17 protein-coding genes and 1 pseudogene are annotated in these 16,738 nt (G+C 41.9%); 8 read left to right on the top strand and 10 right to left on the bottom strand.

Features of this window, described 5'->3' with window-relative positions; all coding sequences use genetic code 11:
- Positions 1-200: 200 nt before the first annotated feature.
- Positions 201-2,654: a PIG-L family deacetylase gene (locus ACRQ5D_RS11190; protein WP_091172962.1), complete on the bottom strand. Its 2,454-nt coding sequence runs from the start codon at positions 2,652-2,654 to the stop codon at positions 201-203.
- Positions 2,655-2,916: 262 nt separating this feature from the next.
- On the opposite strand from ACRQ5D_RS11190, the gene ACRQ5D_RS11195 reads away from it, so the two are divergent.
- From ACRQ5D_RS11195 to ACRQ5D_RS11210, 4 genes are read left to right on the top strand one after another with little or no spacing between them, the layout of a single operon-like run.
- On the top strand, positions 2,917-3,564 hold the full coding sequence (locus ACRQ5D_RS11195; protein ID WP_091172957.1) for a TetR/AcrR family transcriptional regulator: 648 nt from the start codon (positions 2,917-2,919) through the stop codon (positions 3,562-3,564).
- Positions 3,548-4,912 (top strand): TolC family protein, encoded by a 1,365-nt coding sequence (locus ACRQ5D_RS11200; RefSeq protein ID WP_091172952.1) that lies wholly within the window; start codon positions 3,548-3,550, stop codon positions 4,910-4,912. Before ACRQ5D_RS11195 ends, ACRQ5D_RS11200 begins: the two co-directional genes overlap by 17 nt.
- A gap of 22 nt (positions 4,913-4,934) precedes the next feature.
- On the top strand, positions 4,935-5,990 hold the full coding sequence (locus tag ACRQ5D_RS11205) for an HlyD family secretion protein (protein WP_091173137.1): 1,056 nt from the start codon (positions 4,935-4,937) through the stop codon (positions 5,988-5,990).
- Positions 5,991-5,994: 4 nt separating this feature from the next.
- A complete protein-coding gene (locus tag ACRQ5D_RS11210) occupies positions 5,995-7,539 on the top strand; it encodes a DHA2 family efflux MFS transporter permease subunit (RefSeq protein ID WP_090535020.1) in 1,545 nt (514 codons plus the stop codon).
- Between the two features lie 254 nt (positions 7,540-7,793).
- Here ACRQ5D_RS11210 and ACRQ5D_RS11215 read toward each other — a convergent pair whose 3' ends face one another.
- The 3 genes from ACRQ5D_RS11215 to ACRQ5D_RS11225 all read right to left on the bottom strand — a co-directional run bounded on the left by ACRQ5D_RS11215 (position 7,794) and on the right by ACRQ5D_RS11225 (position 9,165).
- Complete coding sequence (locus ACRQ5D_RS11215) at positions 7,794-7,910, bottom strand: hypothetical protein (protein ID WP_432328972.1); 117 nt, start codon at positions 7,908-7,910, stop codon at positions 7,794-7,796.
- Positions 7,901-8,377, bottom strand: coding sequence for a carboxymuconolactone decarboxylase family protein (locus ACRQ5D_RS11220; protein WP_432328973.1), 477 nt, complete (start codon positions 8,375-8,377; stop codon positions 7,901-7,903). The genes ACRQ5D_RS11215 and ACRQ5D_RS11220 overlap by 10 nt, the downstream gene beginning before the upstream one ends.
- A gap of 242 nt (positions 8,378-8,619) precedes the next feature.
- Positions 8,620-9,165 (bottom strand): peroxiredoxin, encoded by a 546-nt coding sequence (locus ACRQ5D_RS11225; protein ID WP_091172945.1) that lies wholly within the window; start codon positions 9,163-9,165, stop codon positions 8,620-8,622.
- 186 nt (positions 9,166-9,351) lie between these two features.
- Between ACRQ5D_RS11225 and ACRQ5D_RS11230 the strand changes: the two genes are divergently transcribed.
- From ACRQ5D_RS11230 to ACRQ5D_RS11245, 4 genes are read left to right on the top strand one after another with little or no spacing between them, the layout of a single operon-like run.
- Entirely contained in the window at positions 9,352-10,446 is a 1,095-nt protein-coding gene (locus ACRQ5D_RS11230; protein WP_176844545.1) for a WG repeat-containing protein, read from the top strand.
- Entirely contained in the window at positions 10,443-11,252 is an 810-nt protein-coding gene (locus tag ACRQ5D_RS11235) for a YARHG domain-containing protein (RefSeq protein WP_091172938.1), read from the top strand. Before ACRQ5D_RS11230 ends, ACRQ5D_RS11235 begins: the two co-directional genes overlap by 4 nt.
- Positions 11,249-11,572: a DUF2306 domain-containing protein gene (locus ACRQ5D_RS11240; protein WP_091172934.1), complete on the top strand. Its 324-nt coding sequence runs from the start codon at positions 11,249-11,251 to the stop codon at positions 11,570-11,572. Before ACRQ5D_RS11235 ends, ACRQ5D_RS11240 begins: the two co-directional genes overlap by 4 nt.
- A 20-nt stretch (positions 11,573-11,592) precedes the next feature.
- Positions 11,593-11,892, top strand: a complete 300-nt coding sequence (locus tag ACRQ5D_RS11245) for a DUF2306 domain-containing protein (RefSeq protein WP_256337521.1) — start codon at positions 11,593-11,595, stop codon at positions 11,890-11,892.
- A gap of 87 nt (positions 11,893-11,979) precedes the next feature.
- On the opposite strand, the gene ACRQ5D_RS11250 is transcribed toward ACRQ5D_RS11245, so the two are convergent.
- The 6 genes and pseudogenes from ACRQ5D_RS11250 to ACRQ5D_RS11275 all read right to left on the bottom strand — a co-directional run bounded on the left by ACRQ5D_RS11250 (position 11,980) and on the right by ACRQ5D_RS11275 (position 16,736).
- Entirely contained in the window at positions 11,980-13,146 is a 1,167-nt protein-coding gene (locus ACRQ5D_RS11250) for a toxic anion resistance protein (RefSeq protein ID WP_091172928.1), read from the bottom strand.
- An 87-nt stretch (positions 13,147-13,233) separates the two neighbouring features.
- Positions 13,234-13,848: a TerD family protein gene (locus tag ACRQ5D_RS11255; protein WP_091172925.1), complete on the bottom strand. Its 615-nt coding sequence runs from the start codon at positions 13,846-13,848 to the stop codon at positions 13,234-13,236.
- 4 nt (positions 13,849-13,852) lie between these two features.
- Positions 13,853-14,408 (bottom strand): annotated as a pseudogene (locus tag ACRQ5D_RS11260) (TerD family protein).
- A complete protein-coding gene (locus ACRQ5D_RS11265) occupies positions 14,398-15,243 on the bottom strand; it encodes a phosphoribosyltransferase family protein (RefSeq protein WP_091172920.1) in 846 nt (281 codons plus the stop codon). The pseudogene ACRQ5D_RS11260 and the gene ACRQ5D_RS11265 overlap by 11 nt, the downstream one beginning before the upstream one ends.
- Positions 15,240-15,935: an HAD family hydrolase gene (locus ACRQ5D_RS11270; RefSeq protein WP_091172917.1), complete on the bottom strand. Its 696-nt coding sequence runs from the start codon at positions 15,933-15,935 to the stop codon at positions 15,240-15,242. The genes ACRQ5D_RS11265 and ACRQ5D_RS11270 overlap by 4 nt, the downstream gene beginning before the upstream one ends.
- A 132-nt stretch (positions 15,936-16,067) precedes the next feature.
- A complete protein-coding gene (locus ACRQ5D_RS11275) occupies positions 16,068-16,736 on the bottom strand; it encodes a TerD family protein (RefSeq protein ID WP_091172913.1) in 669 nt (222 codons plus the stop codon).
- Positions 16,737-16,738: the final 2 nt, after the last annotated feature.

Consider the following 16,738-nt stretch of genomic DNA (forward strand, 5'->3'; position numbering starts at 1 on the left):
TTTAATGCTTTACATATCTTCGCTCCTTTTCTCCAGGGGCATCCACATTTTGTCACCCTGTTTATAGGTTTACAGGGTAATATCCCACTCAGTACGATTTACCGGTTTGCCCAGTTTGGCTGCACTGAAGTTAATGCTTCTTCAGGGGCTCTCATAGAGAATGCTGTTGGCTTCGCTAAGTAAACACGTTGTTTATCAGGTTATTTTGGTTTGCTCAATAGATTAATAAACAACCTGTAAGCTCCCGGTACACCGGCAGGCAACTCCCTGAAAAATGCCAGGGAAGTATATACAAACCGGCCCTTACCATAATCGCCCACAATTAATGATCCGTTAAGCGGTTCTTCTCCTTTATCATGCATTTGCAAAATGGGTTTGTACTGCGGGTCGATATTGCTTACAAAATACAATCCGCGTTCCTGGATCCAACCGTTAAAATCATCATTGGTTATTTTATTAGGATAGTTTAATACCGGATTTTGCGGATCTAAAATCGTCACTTCGGCGTTTTCGTCAGTAACCCTGCGGTTCACTACGGTAAACGGATATGGGCCTATTTGCTTTACAACAATACCATTGTTGTTATTGTATTGCACTACCAGGTTGCCGCCGTTCTTTACATATGCCATTAACTTCGATTGCTGATAAGCAAGTCGCTCGTTCACATTGTAGGCCCGTACGCCGGTAACGATGGCATCATAGCCCGAAAGATCGCCGTTTGTTACTTCATTTTCGGTGAGGATATGTACTTCGTAACCTACCTGGCGCAGGGCTTCAGGCATCTGGTCGCCGGCACCGGCAATGTAGCCTATTTTTCTGCCGTTATGTTTAAGATCGAGGTAAACAAGCTTTGTTTGTGCCGGCGGAAATAGGGTAATAGCTGGTACGTGATCATACCTGATACGGCGAAGGCTAAGTGAAAACGGTTTGCCATTGGCGTTAACAACTGCTTCCAGATCGGTTGTGTTGGTTTTGGTATCGGTTGGACTAACCGTAAATGCCACCGACCATTCATCGTTTTTGTCCTTATCGGTAAAGTCAATTTTTTCGGGACTTATTTTCCATCCGGCAGCGGGTTTCAGGCTGATGGTACCACTTGCTTTGGTAAAACTTTTCAACTTTACCAGTACTGTTTGTGCTTGTTGCGTGCTGAAAATATAATCCTTGTCTTCAATATTAGCGGTTACCGGCGGCGTTATTTCAATAGGCTGATAAACCTCGCCCCTAACCGGGTCAACGTATTTATATACAATTCGGCGGTCGATATTTATGGGCTTACCCTCAATAATAAACTGGAAAGTAACTTTTGGCAGGTCAGGATTTTCAGGGTTACCGGCAAGCGTGTTATCCGGCAAAGTGTAAACACCTATTGGATGCGGTAAGGCCAGCCAGTAAGGCTGCGTTAGCATGGAAGCTGCGGCAGTGGTTTCAAAAGTTTGGAGTTGGTTAAATGGGATCTCCTTGCTTTGCAAAGCCAAAGAGTTATCATTGGCATCAATGCTGTTTATTTTAACACGATAATTAAAACGGTTGATCACCTGCGCGCGCACGCCTATTTTATCGCCGAGTGAGTAAGTTGACTCAGTAGCATAAGCCTCAAACCACAGGCCGGCACATGCCGCTATGAGATTGTTTAGCTCTTTAGTTTTTTGTTCACGCCAGTAGGTATCCGGTACTTTCTCAACTTTCATCAGTAATTGCACCAATGCGGGTAAGGACTTTTCAGGAGCTTCGCTGATAAAGTTCCGGCTGATCACGCCTATCATGGCTGCAATAGCGTCTCCGTCTTTAACTCGTTTCCAGGTGGTATTAACACCATCCATCAAATCGTTTTGAGGGGCATCGCCTAAAATAGTTTTAAAAAACTCGTATGATTCGCCGCGTTGCTTGGCCGAGCCAAAGCCCTGGGTTTTATGATTACTGCGACTTTCGGCAGCTATTTCGCCATAGCTTTTACCTAAGATTGGGTTATAAACACCTACATCAATTTTAAATTGATCGGGAGCGGTAGTATTAACACTGCCAAAGCTGAAGGTGTTCCACATAAGGCGTTTGGCCTGCCATGGCTTTACATATTTTAATTGCTCGGGATAACGGCTCGGATCGGCAGCAGCTGTAAAAGCTTCCTGCGCTAATATGGCCGATGAGGTATGATGACCATGACCACCTTCGCCGGTTGTAGGGAAGCGGCAGATGATCACATCGGGCCTGAACTTGCGGATCACCCACACTACATCGCCCAATACTTTTTCTTTGTCCCAGATTTTTAGTGTTTCTTCCGGTCCTTTCGAAAAGCCAAAATCATTGGCGCGGGTAAAAAATTGTTCAGCACCGTCAACGCGGCGGGCGGCCAGCAATTCCTGCGTACGGATTAAACCAAGCAATTCGCTTTGCTCATTACCTATCAGGTTTTGCCCGCCATCGCCGCGGGTGAGCGACAGGTAACCGGTGCGATAATGTTTTTCCTGCGCAAGGTAGGCCAGCAGGCGGGTATTTTCATCATCAGGATGCGCCGCAACATACAATACGCTGCCAAGCACATCAAGTTTTTTAAGGTTTTGCTGAATAGTGCCGAGATCGGTAGGCGGGTTGGTTTGGGCTTTTGAAAATGCAGTTGTTAGCAGGAATACTACAATGAGGTGGATACGCTTCATAGCAACAAATATATTGAAAGATAGATATTCTGTATTTCCTGTATCAACAATATAACAAAACCATTACTGTGGCCGTCAATCTGTTAAGATTTTTGATGGTTCATATTAAATGTTTCAACAAATACTTTTATTTTTTACAATTTTCTTAAGGTTGTCAAACAAATCTGTCATTCGATGGTAATCTTAATCAACCGATTAACTTTTTCTGCTTCAATCCGATACGCTTAATCAATCGTTTGATTAATTTTGTGCCGTTAAAACAATGGAAAAAGATAAAATAGATAAAAAGGAACATATCCTCGACGTGGCCGAAAAGGTGTTCGCGGACCTGGGTTATGACGGAGCCTCCACCCGTACCATATCGGGCGAAGCCGGTGTAAACATGGCTATGCTCAATTACTATTTTGGATCAAAAGAAGGACTTTTCCTGGCAGTTTTTGAACGCAAGATCAATTCGTTCCGTACGCTGCTGCAAAATATTAGCAGCGACGGCAGCATGAACGCCTGGGATAAACTGGATAAATGTATTGACAATTATGTTGAACGCATCATCGCCAACAACTGTTTTCAAAAACTCATTAACAGGGAAGTGTCCATGAACAAACGTGGCGACCTTACCGATAAGATCATCGAGATACTGATGGTAAATGTATATGAGGTAAAAAGAATTATGGAAGAAGGTGTAAACAACGGCCTGTTTCATGCAGATGCCGATATACCGTTGGTAATAGCAACCCTCTTTGGTACAAAAAATTATATAGTTAACATGCCTCAGATATCATCATTAGTATTGGGACATGATATTCGTGATGAAAAGTTTATGGAAAATGAACTGAAACCACGTGTTAAAACATACATGAAAAGACTTTTAAAAGCTTATTTAGTAAAAGAACATGACAACTCAAAATAACAAAACCAATCACCTTAAGCTATTAAAGCAGGTGTTACGGCCCGTTTTGCGGGGCAGTATCGCCCTGATAGTTTTAAGCCTGCCTTTTGCTGCCAGCGCACAAGACAGGACAATTACACTTGATGAGGCTATTAAACTTGGCCTCGAAAACAGTAAAACACTAAAGCTATCAAACTCAAAGGTTGAACAGGCTGTTTCTGAATACAACCAGGCCAAAGATGAAGCCCTGCCAACAGGTAAAGTGAGCTACGGCTATAACCATGCTGAAATTCCGGCCAACAGGCTTGCATTAGGCGAGTCAAGCTTTAATTTGCCCAACCGCGCTGATGCTTACCTTGGCATTCTAACTTTAAACCAAACCATATTTGCCGGTGGTAAATTGAAATATGCCCGCCAGTCAACCGACTTGCTTACACAGGTTGCCCGTTTGGATGTAGAGAATGATAAAGACCAGATTGTTTACGATATAATCAGCTCATACTACAACTTGTACAAAGTATTGCAAAGCAAAAAAGTAGTAACACAAAACTTAACTACTGTTGATGCCCAGATTAAACAGGCACAACGCTTTTTTGAACAAGGCTTAGTTACTAAAAACGATGTACTGCGTTTTCAATTGCAACGCTCAAACATTGAAGTTAATGGCGTTGACCTGGAAACTAACCGCCGTATCATTAACTATAACCTTAACGTGTTGTTAGGTTTACCTGAAGGTACACAGTTAAACATAGATCAGATTAAGGAGGCCGACAGGCAGGTAGCTCCGTTGACAGCTTACCTTGATACAGCAATGGCTGTACGCCCGGAGTTTAAGCAATTCGCGTTGCGTAGTCGTGTTGCCGAAACCAATATCAAGAGTATTAAAGCTAATGAGCTGCCAACTTTAGGCGCTTCGGTTGCAGGGTACTATGTAGATGTTAACTCCAACCCTATACCTAAAAGCGGCAATTTTATTACTCCACTATCGGCCGGCTTAACGCTGTCATGGAACTTCGGCTCATTGTGGACTAACAAGAACAAGGTAAAGGAAGCCCATATCCAGAGCCAGCAGGTTGACATAAATAAAAGTATCACCGCAGATCGTGTGAAAGACGAGGTTAACCAAAGCTACCAGAACTATACCCAGGCGCTTGAAAAGGTTAAACTTTTACAGACCGCTATCGATCAGGCTGGTGAAAACAACAAGATCCTCGAATCGAAATACAAAAGCAATATAGCATCCGCAACAGACAGGGCAGATGCAGAAACCTTGCTTTACCAGGCACAGATCAACTTAGAATTGGCTAAAGCCGATGCTGGTCTTGCTTACTATACGCTACAAAAATCAACAGGAAAAATCAACAAATAATAATACCAAACCTTTAAATAAAATGGCAAAGGAACAAGAAACACCGGAACAACCGAAAAAGAAAAATAAAGTTATCCCCATCATATTAGGTATTGTACTTATTGGCGGCGTAATTTTCGGTATAAAAGAATACATCTACTTTAGCAAACACATTGATACTGATGATGCCCAGATCGACGGCGATATCAGCCCTGTAGTTGCCCGCGTTGGCGGTTACGTTGATTCAATTTATTTTGAAGAGAACACCCATGTTAATGTTGGTCAGCCGCTGGTTAAAATTGATGACCGCGACTATAAAGTAAAATTAGAGCAGGCTCAGGCGGCACAAGTTGGCGCAAGCGCAGGCATTAATGTAAATCAATCGCAAATTTTTGCTAACGAAGCAAACTCTGCAAGTGCAAAAGCTCAGGTTTCATCAAATCTGGCCCATTTAGAAAAAGTACAGAAAGATTACGACCGTTACGCCAACCTGGTAAAAGACGGGTCAGTAACCCAGCAGCAATTTGACCAGGCTAAGGCCGACTTGGATGTTGCAAAAGCTAATTACAGGGCATCGCAGGATCAGTACAAAGCTGCTGTTCAGCAAATTGGTACAACCCGCAGCCAGTTGGCTGTTACCCACACGGGTGTATCACAAAGGCAGGTTGATATTGATTATGCAAAGCTGCAATTGAGTTACACGCTGGTGAAATCTCCGGCAAGCGGCTTAGCCTCTAAAAAGAATGTACAGTTAGGTCAGCTGGTACAGGCTGGTCAAACTTTGTTTTCAATAGTGAATGATAACAGCCTTTACATTACCGCTAATTACAAAGAGACACAGCTTACCAATATCAAAAATGGTTTAAAAGTTGAAATTGAAGTTGACGCTTATCCAGACATGAAGCTGGAAGGACAGGTTTACAATTTTTCGCCTGCTACAGGTGCCAAATTCTCACTGTTGCCTCCGGATAATGCTACCGGTAACTTCGTAAAAGTTGTACAGCGTGTGCCTGTAAAAATTAAAATCAACGGCACTAAAGAAGAGCTTGCAAAATTACGCCCTGGTATGAGCGTAAACGTATCTGTAATTAAAGAATAACATTATGGCTGAAACTGGCTTTAAAAAGTGGATCATCACCATTACGGTGATCACAGCCTCATTACTGGAGCTGATAGATACCACTATCGTTAACGTAGCGTTGCCTCACATACAAGGTAACCTTGGCGCAACCCTTGAGGATGTGGCCTGGGTAGTTACCGGGTATGCGGTAGCAAACGTGATCATATTGCCCATGTCGGGTTGGCTGGGCGGCCGTTTTGGGCGTAAAAATTATTTCATGGCATCTATCATCGTGTTTACCATCGTATCCTTTTTATGTGGTAACGCGCACAGCATGGATGAGCTGGTATTGTTCAGGATTATTCAGGGTATAGCCGGCGGTGGTCTGATTTCGACAGCCCAGGCCATATTACTTGAAACCTGGCCCCGTGAGCAGATAGGTACTGCAACCGCGCTATTTGGTTTGGGAGCGGTAGTAGGTCCAACTGTAGGCCCAACCATTGGCGGCTGGATAGTTGAAAACTACTCATGGCCTTGGATCTTTTACGTAAATATCCCGGTGGGGGCGCTGGCGGCGTTTTGTACGTACACCTTCGTGCGGGAAACACCCAAGGATGCCAAAGGCAAACCTGTTGACTGGTGGGGTATTATCTTGCTGGCTATTGCAGTAGGCAGCTTACAAACCGTACTTGAAAAAGGTGAAAGTGAAGACTGGTTTGCTAAGCCATACATCCTGGTTTTAACTATATCGGCTGTATTAGGTACCATATTATTCATCTGGCGCGAAATGAGTACCGAGCACCCGATTGTAAACTTCAGCATTCTGCGGCACCGAAGTTTTGCCGTGGGCATGTTCACATCCTTCATACTCGGGTTTGGTTTGTATGGATCGGTATTCGTGTTCCCGGTGTTTTGTCAAAACCTGCTTGGTTTTAATGCCCAGCAAACAGGCGAGCTGTTGTTCCCCGGTGGTTTGTGTACCATTGTAATGATGCCGTTTATAGGCAAAATGCTGAATAAGGGCATACCAGCCCAGTTTATGGCTACTGCGGGCATGTTCCTTTTTTATGTATTTACACATATGTTAAGCAATTCGACACTGGCTACCGGCGAAAAGGATGTGTTAATACCGTTATTAATCCGTGGTGTGGGTATGGCTTTATTGTTCGTGCCGCTTACTACTTTGGCCATGGCTGATTTGAAAGGTCCTGAACTGGGCCAGGGATCGGGCTTGAACAATATGATGCGCCAGTTGGGCGGTTCGTTCGGGATTGCTACATTAACCACCCTCATCCATATACGCCAGGGTGTGCACCGCAATAATCTGCTTGTAAATATCAATCCGTATAACAATCCGTTTAATGACCGTTTACACATGCTTACCCAGGGATTTATGGCCAAAGGCAAATCAATGATTGATGCTACCCATATGGCATACCAGGCTATTGAAGGTATGGTTACCAGGCAAACATTGTTGTTAACGTATGATGATGCTTATTGGATATCGGGATTGGTGATGTTATTTTCGATACCGTTGCTTTATCTTCAGCCGTTCAAAAAGCTGAAAGCTGTTGCCGATTCGCACTAAAACAATAAAAGCCGTTCCACTATTACCGGAACGGCTTTCCCCAAAAAAATTAACAATTAAAATTTAAGTAACTCCTCCCGCATAAACAACATATTTGAATATTGCGACCGGGGTTTGTTTAATCTTAAGGTATAAATTTACTGGATTTTAATTAATAAACGCAAATTTTATTGGGCAATAAAATACTATTTATGAAAAAGGCATGAAATTTTATTATTTCATGCCTTTTTCATTGTTAAAATAAGTTAAGCTTGTTAAAATATAACTTTACCTGTAGCGGTAATTAATGATGCTATACGTACGGCATCAAAAATACGCTCCTCGGTGGTGCCTAATTTTATAAGCGAATCCTCATGTGCGTTTACACACATTTCGCAGCCATTAATGGCTGATACAGCCAAACTGGCCAGTTCAAAAATTCTTTACCGGTTACCGGTTTCATCATGAGTTGCATACGGATCCGTGCCGGGATCTGGGTGTACTTTTCCTTTTGGGTAAAATGCCTGAAACGGTAAAATACGTTGTTTGATGCCAGCAATGAGGCGCAACCTACAGCTTCGGCAATTTCGGCATCGGTAGCTTCGTTTTCTTTAGCGTATTTGGTAAAGAAGTTGGTAAGCGGAACATTGTTATTGTTTACAGCAGTAGCCAAACCCAGCAAGGCGCATTCTTTATTAGTTAGATGTGCAGAAGTAAGGGTGCTGGTAAAGTTCAGTTTAAGGTCGCGCAGATAGCGTGATTCGCCTGTTTCTAAAAGGCTCAGGCTGGCTGTGCGGTAATTTTTATCTAATCCGATACTTTCAAGTATCTCCTGGATCACTTCGGTACTTTCGTTCATTTTTTGGGGTAATTTTCTTATTGTAGAGACGCATAATTGCGTCTCCTGTATGCAAATTAAGGAGGTTAAACACCATGCAATGTGGCTTGTCCTACGGAGACGCAATTATGCGTCTCTATATAAAAAACAACTTTCAGCATTAGGCTTTTAGCCTTCCGCTTTTGGCTTTTCCTTAGCTTAAAAAAGGGTGTAAAAAATCCCCGCACCGAAATACAGTACGGGGACGTTTATCTGTTGTATAATTATACAGTTAAAGTTTCCTGACCTTTTTCCCAGTTGCAAGGGCAAAGTTCGTCAGTTTGTAAACCGTCAAGTACGCGTAATACTTCTTTTACGTTACGGCCAACGCTCAAGTCGTTAACTGATACCCAACGGATGATACCTTGTGGATCAACGATAAAAGTAGCACGGTAAGCGATTTTTTCAGTTGGCTCCAAAATACCTAAATCTTCAGCTAATGATTTTGAAGTATCAGCAAGCATAGGGAATTTCAAATCGCGCAGATCGTCGTGATCTCTTCTCCAGGCAGCGTGAACAAATTCAGAGTCGGTAGAAGCACCGATCAAACGGGTTTCGCGGTCGCGGAATTCGCCAAAGTTTTTGTTGAATTCGGCGATTTCAGTAGGGCAAACAAAAGTAAAGTCTTTTGGCCACCAGAACATTACAGTCCAAACGTTGTCATCGTTGGTTAAATACTCAGAAGTAAGGGTTTCAAACTCTTTACCTTTTTCAAGGCTTACTACTGCTGTTTTAGAAAATTCGGGGAATTTTTGTCCTATCGTTAACATATTTTGATATTTCTTTTAATGTTTATGCAAATATAAAAATTTTAAACCGCCTCCCGAATACTAATAATTGATGCTATATAGATTTTAACTATATGGTTATTATGTAATATAAGTAATATTTATTGGTCTAATTTTAAGTATTTTGGCTCGTTTCTACTATTTCAAAAAATGCATTATCTTGGTTGTATGAAAACTAAACCTATCATCATTATTGCGATAACTGTTATTGTATTAACTGTTGGCGGATACTTTATTTTCCGTGGAAAATCCAAACCGTCGACCAGCAGCAATGAAATAAGCAACTTTTTAAAAGCATTCAAAGCTCAGGTTATAAAAGGCAATCGGGATTCATTGATGAGTTATTTTGCCGATAAGCAAGCATCTGAACCTATAAATAAATTAATAACAACCCTAATCAACAAACAGCGAAAAAGCGACGAAGAGGATGTATCTTTTAACATAGAGCTGAATGTAGAGCAGGCCGAAATTACGCAGATCAATCCTCAACTCGCCACAGCTGTTGTTCCTGTTACCTTTAGCGAGCAACATCTGGATACAAGGCATTCGGGCATAACTTTTACCATTCAAAAAAACGAGCAAAACAAACTCAGCATCTACCAGGCAGATGCTCGTAATTTCATGAGTGATTATATAGCTTACCGTAATACCGCGTGGACGAAAAAATATACAGATAAAGAAATTTACAGCCCGGAAACATTGAAAGCATTCTTAGATGCAGGCAATTTATTCGCTAAATATGATAGCGTAATATGGTTTACCCATTTAAAGAAACAGACATATTTTTATGTAGTAAAGGGGAAATGGGATTACTATAACTTAATGAAGGATACTACCAAAATATATAAAATGGGATTAATCGGACCCGATTATAAAGAAGTAATCCCTGCTGAATATGACCTTATTCATAACATCAGCGGCACGTTCCCTGATCTTATTGAAGTTGAAAAAGATCGTAAGCGGGGTTTTTACGACCTTAGTGGCAAAGTTGTAATTCCCGTTGAATATGACCAGATATTTCCGGTTAATGACACCGAAAACCTTGCCGCATTAAGAAAAGGCGATGAGTACTTTTGGTTAAAAAACGACTTTTCTGTGTCCGAAAAAGCCGAGGTTAAAATCAGTGAGCTGTTTTCAAAACTTAAGCAACCAAACTCATTTACATTGACCAAAAGCCCGGCCGGTGATATCACCGAGTTTAACTCGCGCGAGCAGCACGGCAGCATTTATATACCTCCTCTTACCTTGTTGACCTTGGGTTGATCCGAAAGATTCAGGAGTTTAAAAATCCGCTGCGAAACCATGTTGACTTTGTAGCAACAAGTTCACAGTATATAGTAAAAGCGAAGGCGTTGCCAGTAAAAATATCCACAGAAAACAACAGTTGGCTGCAAAGTGCTTATTATTCTATCCGCGATTACTTTATTGGAGGCCGTTCCGAATTCTATGACACCAATAATATGGTGTTGATAGATAACAAAAACAACAAGATTTATAGCTATGAAATTAACACTGAAATTAACTCCGAAGAAGGTGGTAGCGAATTAAGCGGAAGCTGCAATGAGTATAATATCAACGCTATCAGCGATTCGCTGCTGGAGGTAAAAGTAACCACCACTGCTAACATCGAACTTTATAATAACACCTTTATTGATGAATTACCCATATTTCACCTTTTAAAAATTGAAAATGGTAAAGTAAAAGAGGCCATGAATACCAAAAGGGTATTTGCTTTTACTAAATACCAAAAAATAGACGACCATTTTATTAATGGCTGTTATGTTTATGGTAAACTTGATAATGGAAAATATAAAACTTCAGTCGGAAGGCCAATTTCGTCCGAAGTATTGAGGTATATGAAAAACGAAATCTATGCCGATTATAATTATAAGTTTAAAGACAAACGCTGGACGGAAATGTTCGAACAACAATTTTACGGACACTATAAATCAGAAAACCTCAGCGTTCAGGATTCGCTAACCGAGATAGATAAGTATAACATCCAGTGGATAGATCAGAGGCTAAAAGGTTTACCGTCAATAAAACCAAATGTACTTGCCGCTAAATGAGCATTACAACCCGCATATTGGGATACTTTGCCTTTTTTTGGGTATTCGTACTCTGCGCCGGTACGTTTGTTCAGTACTGGGATTTTAATCATGATTCTTATTTTCTGCATATCAAACAAAAAGCCGTTGAAACCGGATGGTACCTGCCTGCTTTTTATTGCCATATTATAGGCAGCAGCGTGATCCTGTTAGCCGGTTTTTTCCAGTTTTCAAAAAAAGTATATAATAACAAAGCCCTACACCGGACATTGGGAAAGCTGTATGTGTTCGGCGTGCTGTTTTTCGCGGCACCGGGCGCTTATATCATGACGCTTTTATAAACCGGGGTACAGGCGTATTTATATCTTTTTTACTTCAGAATACATTGTGGATGGCCTTTACCCTGGCGGCATTTTTATTGGTTAAGAAAGGGCGAATTGATGATCATATTAAAATGATGAACCGGAGTTATGCGCTGGCTTTCGGCGCGGTTACTTTGCGGTTTTATATCTGGCTGTTTACTGTTTTGGGTAACGGCGTAAACTTTCATAATAACTACCTCATCATTGCCTTTTTCAGCTGGGTGCCTAATTTGATTTTGGCTGAGGTTATAAACAAGTATGGGAATAGGCAGGTTGAGGTAGAGAGAGAACGGGTATAAAACAAAAGCGTCATTGCTGTAAAGGAACGAAGCAATGACGCCAATGCAATAATGCCTTCTCCGTTGGAGAGGGTTGGGTGAGGCTCTTTAACTCACGCTCGTTACCGTTTTCTTCAATTCTGTTTCCAGGTTTTGAAGCTCAGTATTCAATGTGCGGCGATTGGCTGTGCCTTCGTCGTGAATGCGTTTTACCTCGGTAAGGGTTTCAATAAGTGATGAAGTAGTCTTTTTCAGTGTGTCTAACGATACTACCGTTTTCTCATTTTCGCGGGCTACATCAATACTGTTTTGTTTCAGCATTTCGGCATTCTTTTGTAAAATGGTGTTGGTTGTATCCGAGATCTTTTTCTGCATCTCCACATTCTCTTTCTGGCGGTTGAGGGCTACAGCAATGGTAAGCTGGTTTTTCCAAACCGGGATTGTGGTTGATACAATAGACTGTGCTTTTTCGGCAATGGTGGTATTGTTGTTCTGCACCACACGGATCTGTGCCAGCGATTGCATCATGATAAAGCGTACTACCTTTAAATCGGCAAGGCGTTTATCCAAACGGTTCACAAAATCGCGCAGGTCGGCAATTTCATAATCCTGGTAAGCCGTTGGGTTACCGTCCATCACTGCCAGCTTTTCGTTAAGCTCATTATACTTGAGTTGACCAGCAATGATCAGGTCTTCCATTTGTTTAATGTAGGTAACATTGCTGTCAAACATGGTTTGCAGCGAGCTGTTATCCTTTAACGAATTAACACGGCCTGCCTTGATCTTATTGGTGATCTTATCAATATTGTTAACCACGGTATCGTATTTCTGGAAAAGCTTTTTGGTATCAACCACCAGCTTTTTCATAAAAGGGATATGTGAAATGAATGACGTAAACGCGTTTTGGTTCAGCTCATCAACATCAATATAATTAAGTTCGGTAAGCAACTCGTTAATCAGCCCGCCTACTTCGCCTGAATTATAGGTACGTACCGAAGTAAGGAAGTTATTGCTATATTTCTCCATGGAGTTTTGTATCTCAACGCCGTAGTTCAGTATCGAGTTAACATCAGCTGGGTTGATGTCCTTACCCATCTCACCGTATTTTTGCAAATCCTGGTTTGGTATAGCGTCAAGGTTTACATTACCTTGTTTATCCACCTTCATAGGCACATTGCCGGTTGGTGCGGCTGCCGCCGGAAGATCCAGATTGGTTGGAGTGATCAGCGGTGGTATATTCAGATTTAGTTCATCATTGTTTGGTGCACTTTCCATAATCTTATTATTAATGATTTAGTAGTACTTAATTAGCTGATCTTAAGCGCCACCCGGCTTAATACTTAAGATCAATGAATTAAACTTTTACAAGTAGGTTGCGGTTACAGTTTTCACTGTTTCTTCCAATTTACGGTCGCGGGTTGGTTCGCCGATGGCGTTAAATTTCCATTCGCCGTTCTTTTTGTAAAAAACACCCATCACCATGGATACATGGCCCGCAAAATCTTTGCTGTGCGCAATATCATAAGTAGCGAAGATTTCGTTAACGCGGGTTGGCGTACCTTCATAAATTCGGATAGATGCAAATGGAATGCTGCCGAAATCCTGGCCGCGGAAGCTGTTCAACACAAAGGCTACATAGCTTACGGTTGGGCTAAGCGTAGCAAAATCAACGGTAATCACTTCGTTATCCAGCCCGTCGTTACCTGCCATGTCACCGGTAAGATCATCACCGCTGTGTTTAACCGAGCGATCTTTTGAACGCAGGTTACCAAAGTAGATCACGTCAATTAGCTGTTTGCTGTCGTTATATAAAATGCAGCTGGCGTCAAGGTCAACGGCCTCTTTCGTAGTGCCAAAGCCAAATAGGCCTTTTCTTTCTATCGCGCCCCAGTTTATCCCAACACATACATTTTGCAATTTGCTGCCATTACTTTTTTCGAGGCTGATCCGTTGCCCTTTTTGAAGATTGATAGCCATATGTTTAGTTGTATTTGTTTAAATAATCCTGCAGGCCACCTTTCATGCCTACGCCTACAGCTTCAAATTTCCAGTTATTATCTTTTTTGTAGATGCGGCCAAACTCAACGGCAGTTTCTATCGAAAAATCTTCTTCCAGCTCGTATTTCAAAATATCGGTATTGGTAGCTGAATCAAAAATGCGGACGAAAGAGTTGCGCACCTGCCCGAAATTTTGGCGGCGACTTTCGGCTTCGTGGATAGTCACCACGATGCAGATTTCAGTAGCACGCGGATCGATCTTTGACAAGTCGACAATAATCTGCTCATCGTCACCGTCACCTGCACCGGTCAGGTTATCGCCGGTATGCTCAACAGCACCATCCGGAGACTTTGAGTTATTATAGAAAACGAAAAATTCTGTCGGCCAGTATTTTTTTATTATCGCCCATGATGAACACCGAAGCATCCAAATCAAAAGCCGAGCCTGTTGATGAGCTGTTTGTATCCCAACCAAGGCCTATCGTAAATTTAGGGGCACCAATAGTTTCCCTTTGGCCTTTTTGCAAGTTAATTGCCATGCTGAATTAGTTTATTATTGTTTATTAATAGGTTTTGTTTAATAAAGTTTAAGTTAGGTGTATAGGCTTCAATGGTATGATAACCATTACCCAAAGCCATATCATACAGCAAGTTTATGAAATTGCTGTCTTGATCTTGTATAAAGATGCAAAAACTTTCGTGATCGTAATTTAAAATATATTTTACTATGCGGGTGTTGATGCAAAAATTAGTGCCCTTAATGATATCATTTAAATGATAGATGTTTTTAACATGGTGATAATTGAGGTAGTTCTCTATATTGGGGTGTATGTTTTTGTTCACCAGTTCGGCAAAGTACAGCATGTAAATGTCGTTCTGTAAGCCATACTCGTCTACCATTTTCATGATCATGCGTTCATGACTTCCGGTTATCTTGATGTCATCCAAAAATAACAGCGTTTTGCCCAAAAGGAAATCCTTATCAATATGAAACGAATCGTTACCTATTAAATTGATCCTTTGCTCGGCATCCAGCTCGCCGTAATCTTCTTTATAGGTTATGGTACGATGAACCTTGGTTTCCTGTACAACAGGATAACCATGATGGGCCAGCCAGCGGTTAAGCCTGCACACAAAGTGGTTTTTCATGGCAAACGTAGCCGTTGGGATAAACGAGTAGGGGCTCGATATCACTACGATCTGTTTCTCTATTGGCTGTTTAGTTAAGATTTCGATGATAAAGCCATCGGCCAGCTCGGTGCCGAAGTAGCGGGATACCTCGCCATCGCCAAATTTAAAGCGACTGTAATCATCGGCATCGAAACCAAAATGTGTTGCGCTGTTGATATGATGTAATGAGTAGGTAGCTTTCATACACTTAATAAGGTTAAAATGGATAAGTTGTTTGAATTGATGAGCAGGCTATTGAGTCCTGCATCATTAGCCCCCGCTATATCTGCCGCCGGGTTATCGCCTATATGTATTATACCTGACCGGTCTATCTGCTTTGGTTTATTACACTCTTTAACTTTTTGCACCATCAGCTTAAATAAATCCCCGTTTGGTTTCGACATCCCCTCCTCGTCCGAATAGAGCTGAAAGTTAAAGAAAGTATCCAACCCCAATTTAACCATCACCTTGCGGAGCGTTTGTCCTTTTATAAAGCCTGTATTACTTAAAATACTCAATGAGCAATCACCTTTTTGTTTTAGATGCTGCAGCACTTCAATTGTTACAGGTGAGTAAAGCACCGGCAGATAGTAAAACAGCAGGGTTTCCATGTCGGCATACAGCTTATCTATATTAACATCGGCAAGCGGATACTGGTTATCATTAATTGCGCTGATCACCATCAGGTACATTTCATCGGCATCAATGTTTTTACCAGTACGTTCGTTCACGGCATTGCACATGAGGTCAACCTGCCTGAAAGCCCTTGCCACATCGTCAATGCTTTTACCGCCTGGGTTAAAATCCCGGTGAAAGATCTTAGTGCGTTCTATCTTAAAGTATGGGTTTGACTTGATCAGCGTGAGCCACAGATCAAATGAATAGTGCTGGTACATTTATGTTTAGGTAGAATTAAACTTAACCAAAATGTCATTGCGAGCGTAGCGTGGCAATCGCTTGCTACACAGAGCGGCTATGCTTACGTGCGATTGCTTCGTCGTTCCTCCTCGCAATGACATGTTTTTATGTTAATAGTTCCGAAGTAATTCCGAAAGGCTATCAGTACTATGCGGATCACCGATGGCACGGAATTTCCATGTATCATCCTTTCGATAGACTTCGGCAAAGGTCATGGAACACATGCCGTTGTAAGTTGAATCGCCGGAAAGACTGAATTTAGCGATCTCTTTACCATGGCTGTCAATCGCGCGGATGAAAGCATTCTCCACCATGCCAAAGTGTTGATTGTTTTTACGCCCCTGGTAAATAGCTACCAGGAACAAGATCCGGTCATATTTAGGGTCGAGCGAATCAAGCTTTACGATGATCTGCTCATCATCACCTTCTCCCGCCCCGGTACGGTTATCGCCCGTTAGCCAGATGTGGCCGGAGGGATGTCGCATAGAATTAAAGTAGATCACATCACCCTCAAACATATTAATGGTACGGCCATTGGCAGTTTGCTTGGCATAACCGCGATTAGCCACTTTGCCGTTTTTATCTAACAAAAACGCTATTGCATCCAAATCATATTCAGCTTCTTCGGCACCGCCAAACAGCTTGCCTAAAAAGCCGCCACCATTACTTTTCCTAACGTCCCAGCCTAAACCAATAGTTACCGAGGAGAGGTCGAAACTTTCGCCTTTATCATTTTTACGAAGGTCAATTGTTTGACCTTTTACCAAATTTATAGCCATTG

The sequence above is a fragment of the Mucilaginibacter sp. P25 genome (genome assembly GCF_050859465.1).
Taxonomy (GTDB): domain Bacteria; phylum Bacteroidota; class Bacteroidia; order Sphingobacteriales; family Sphingobacteriaceae; genus Mucilaginibacter; species Mucilaginibacter gossypii.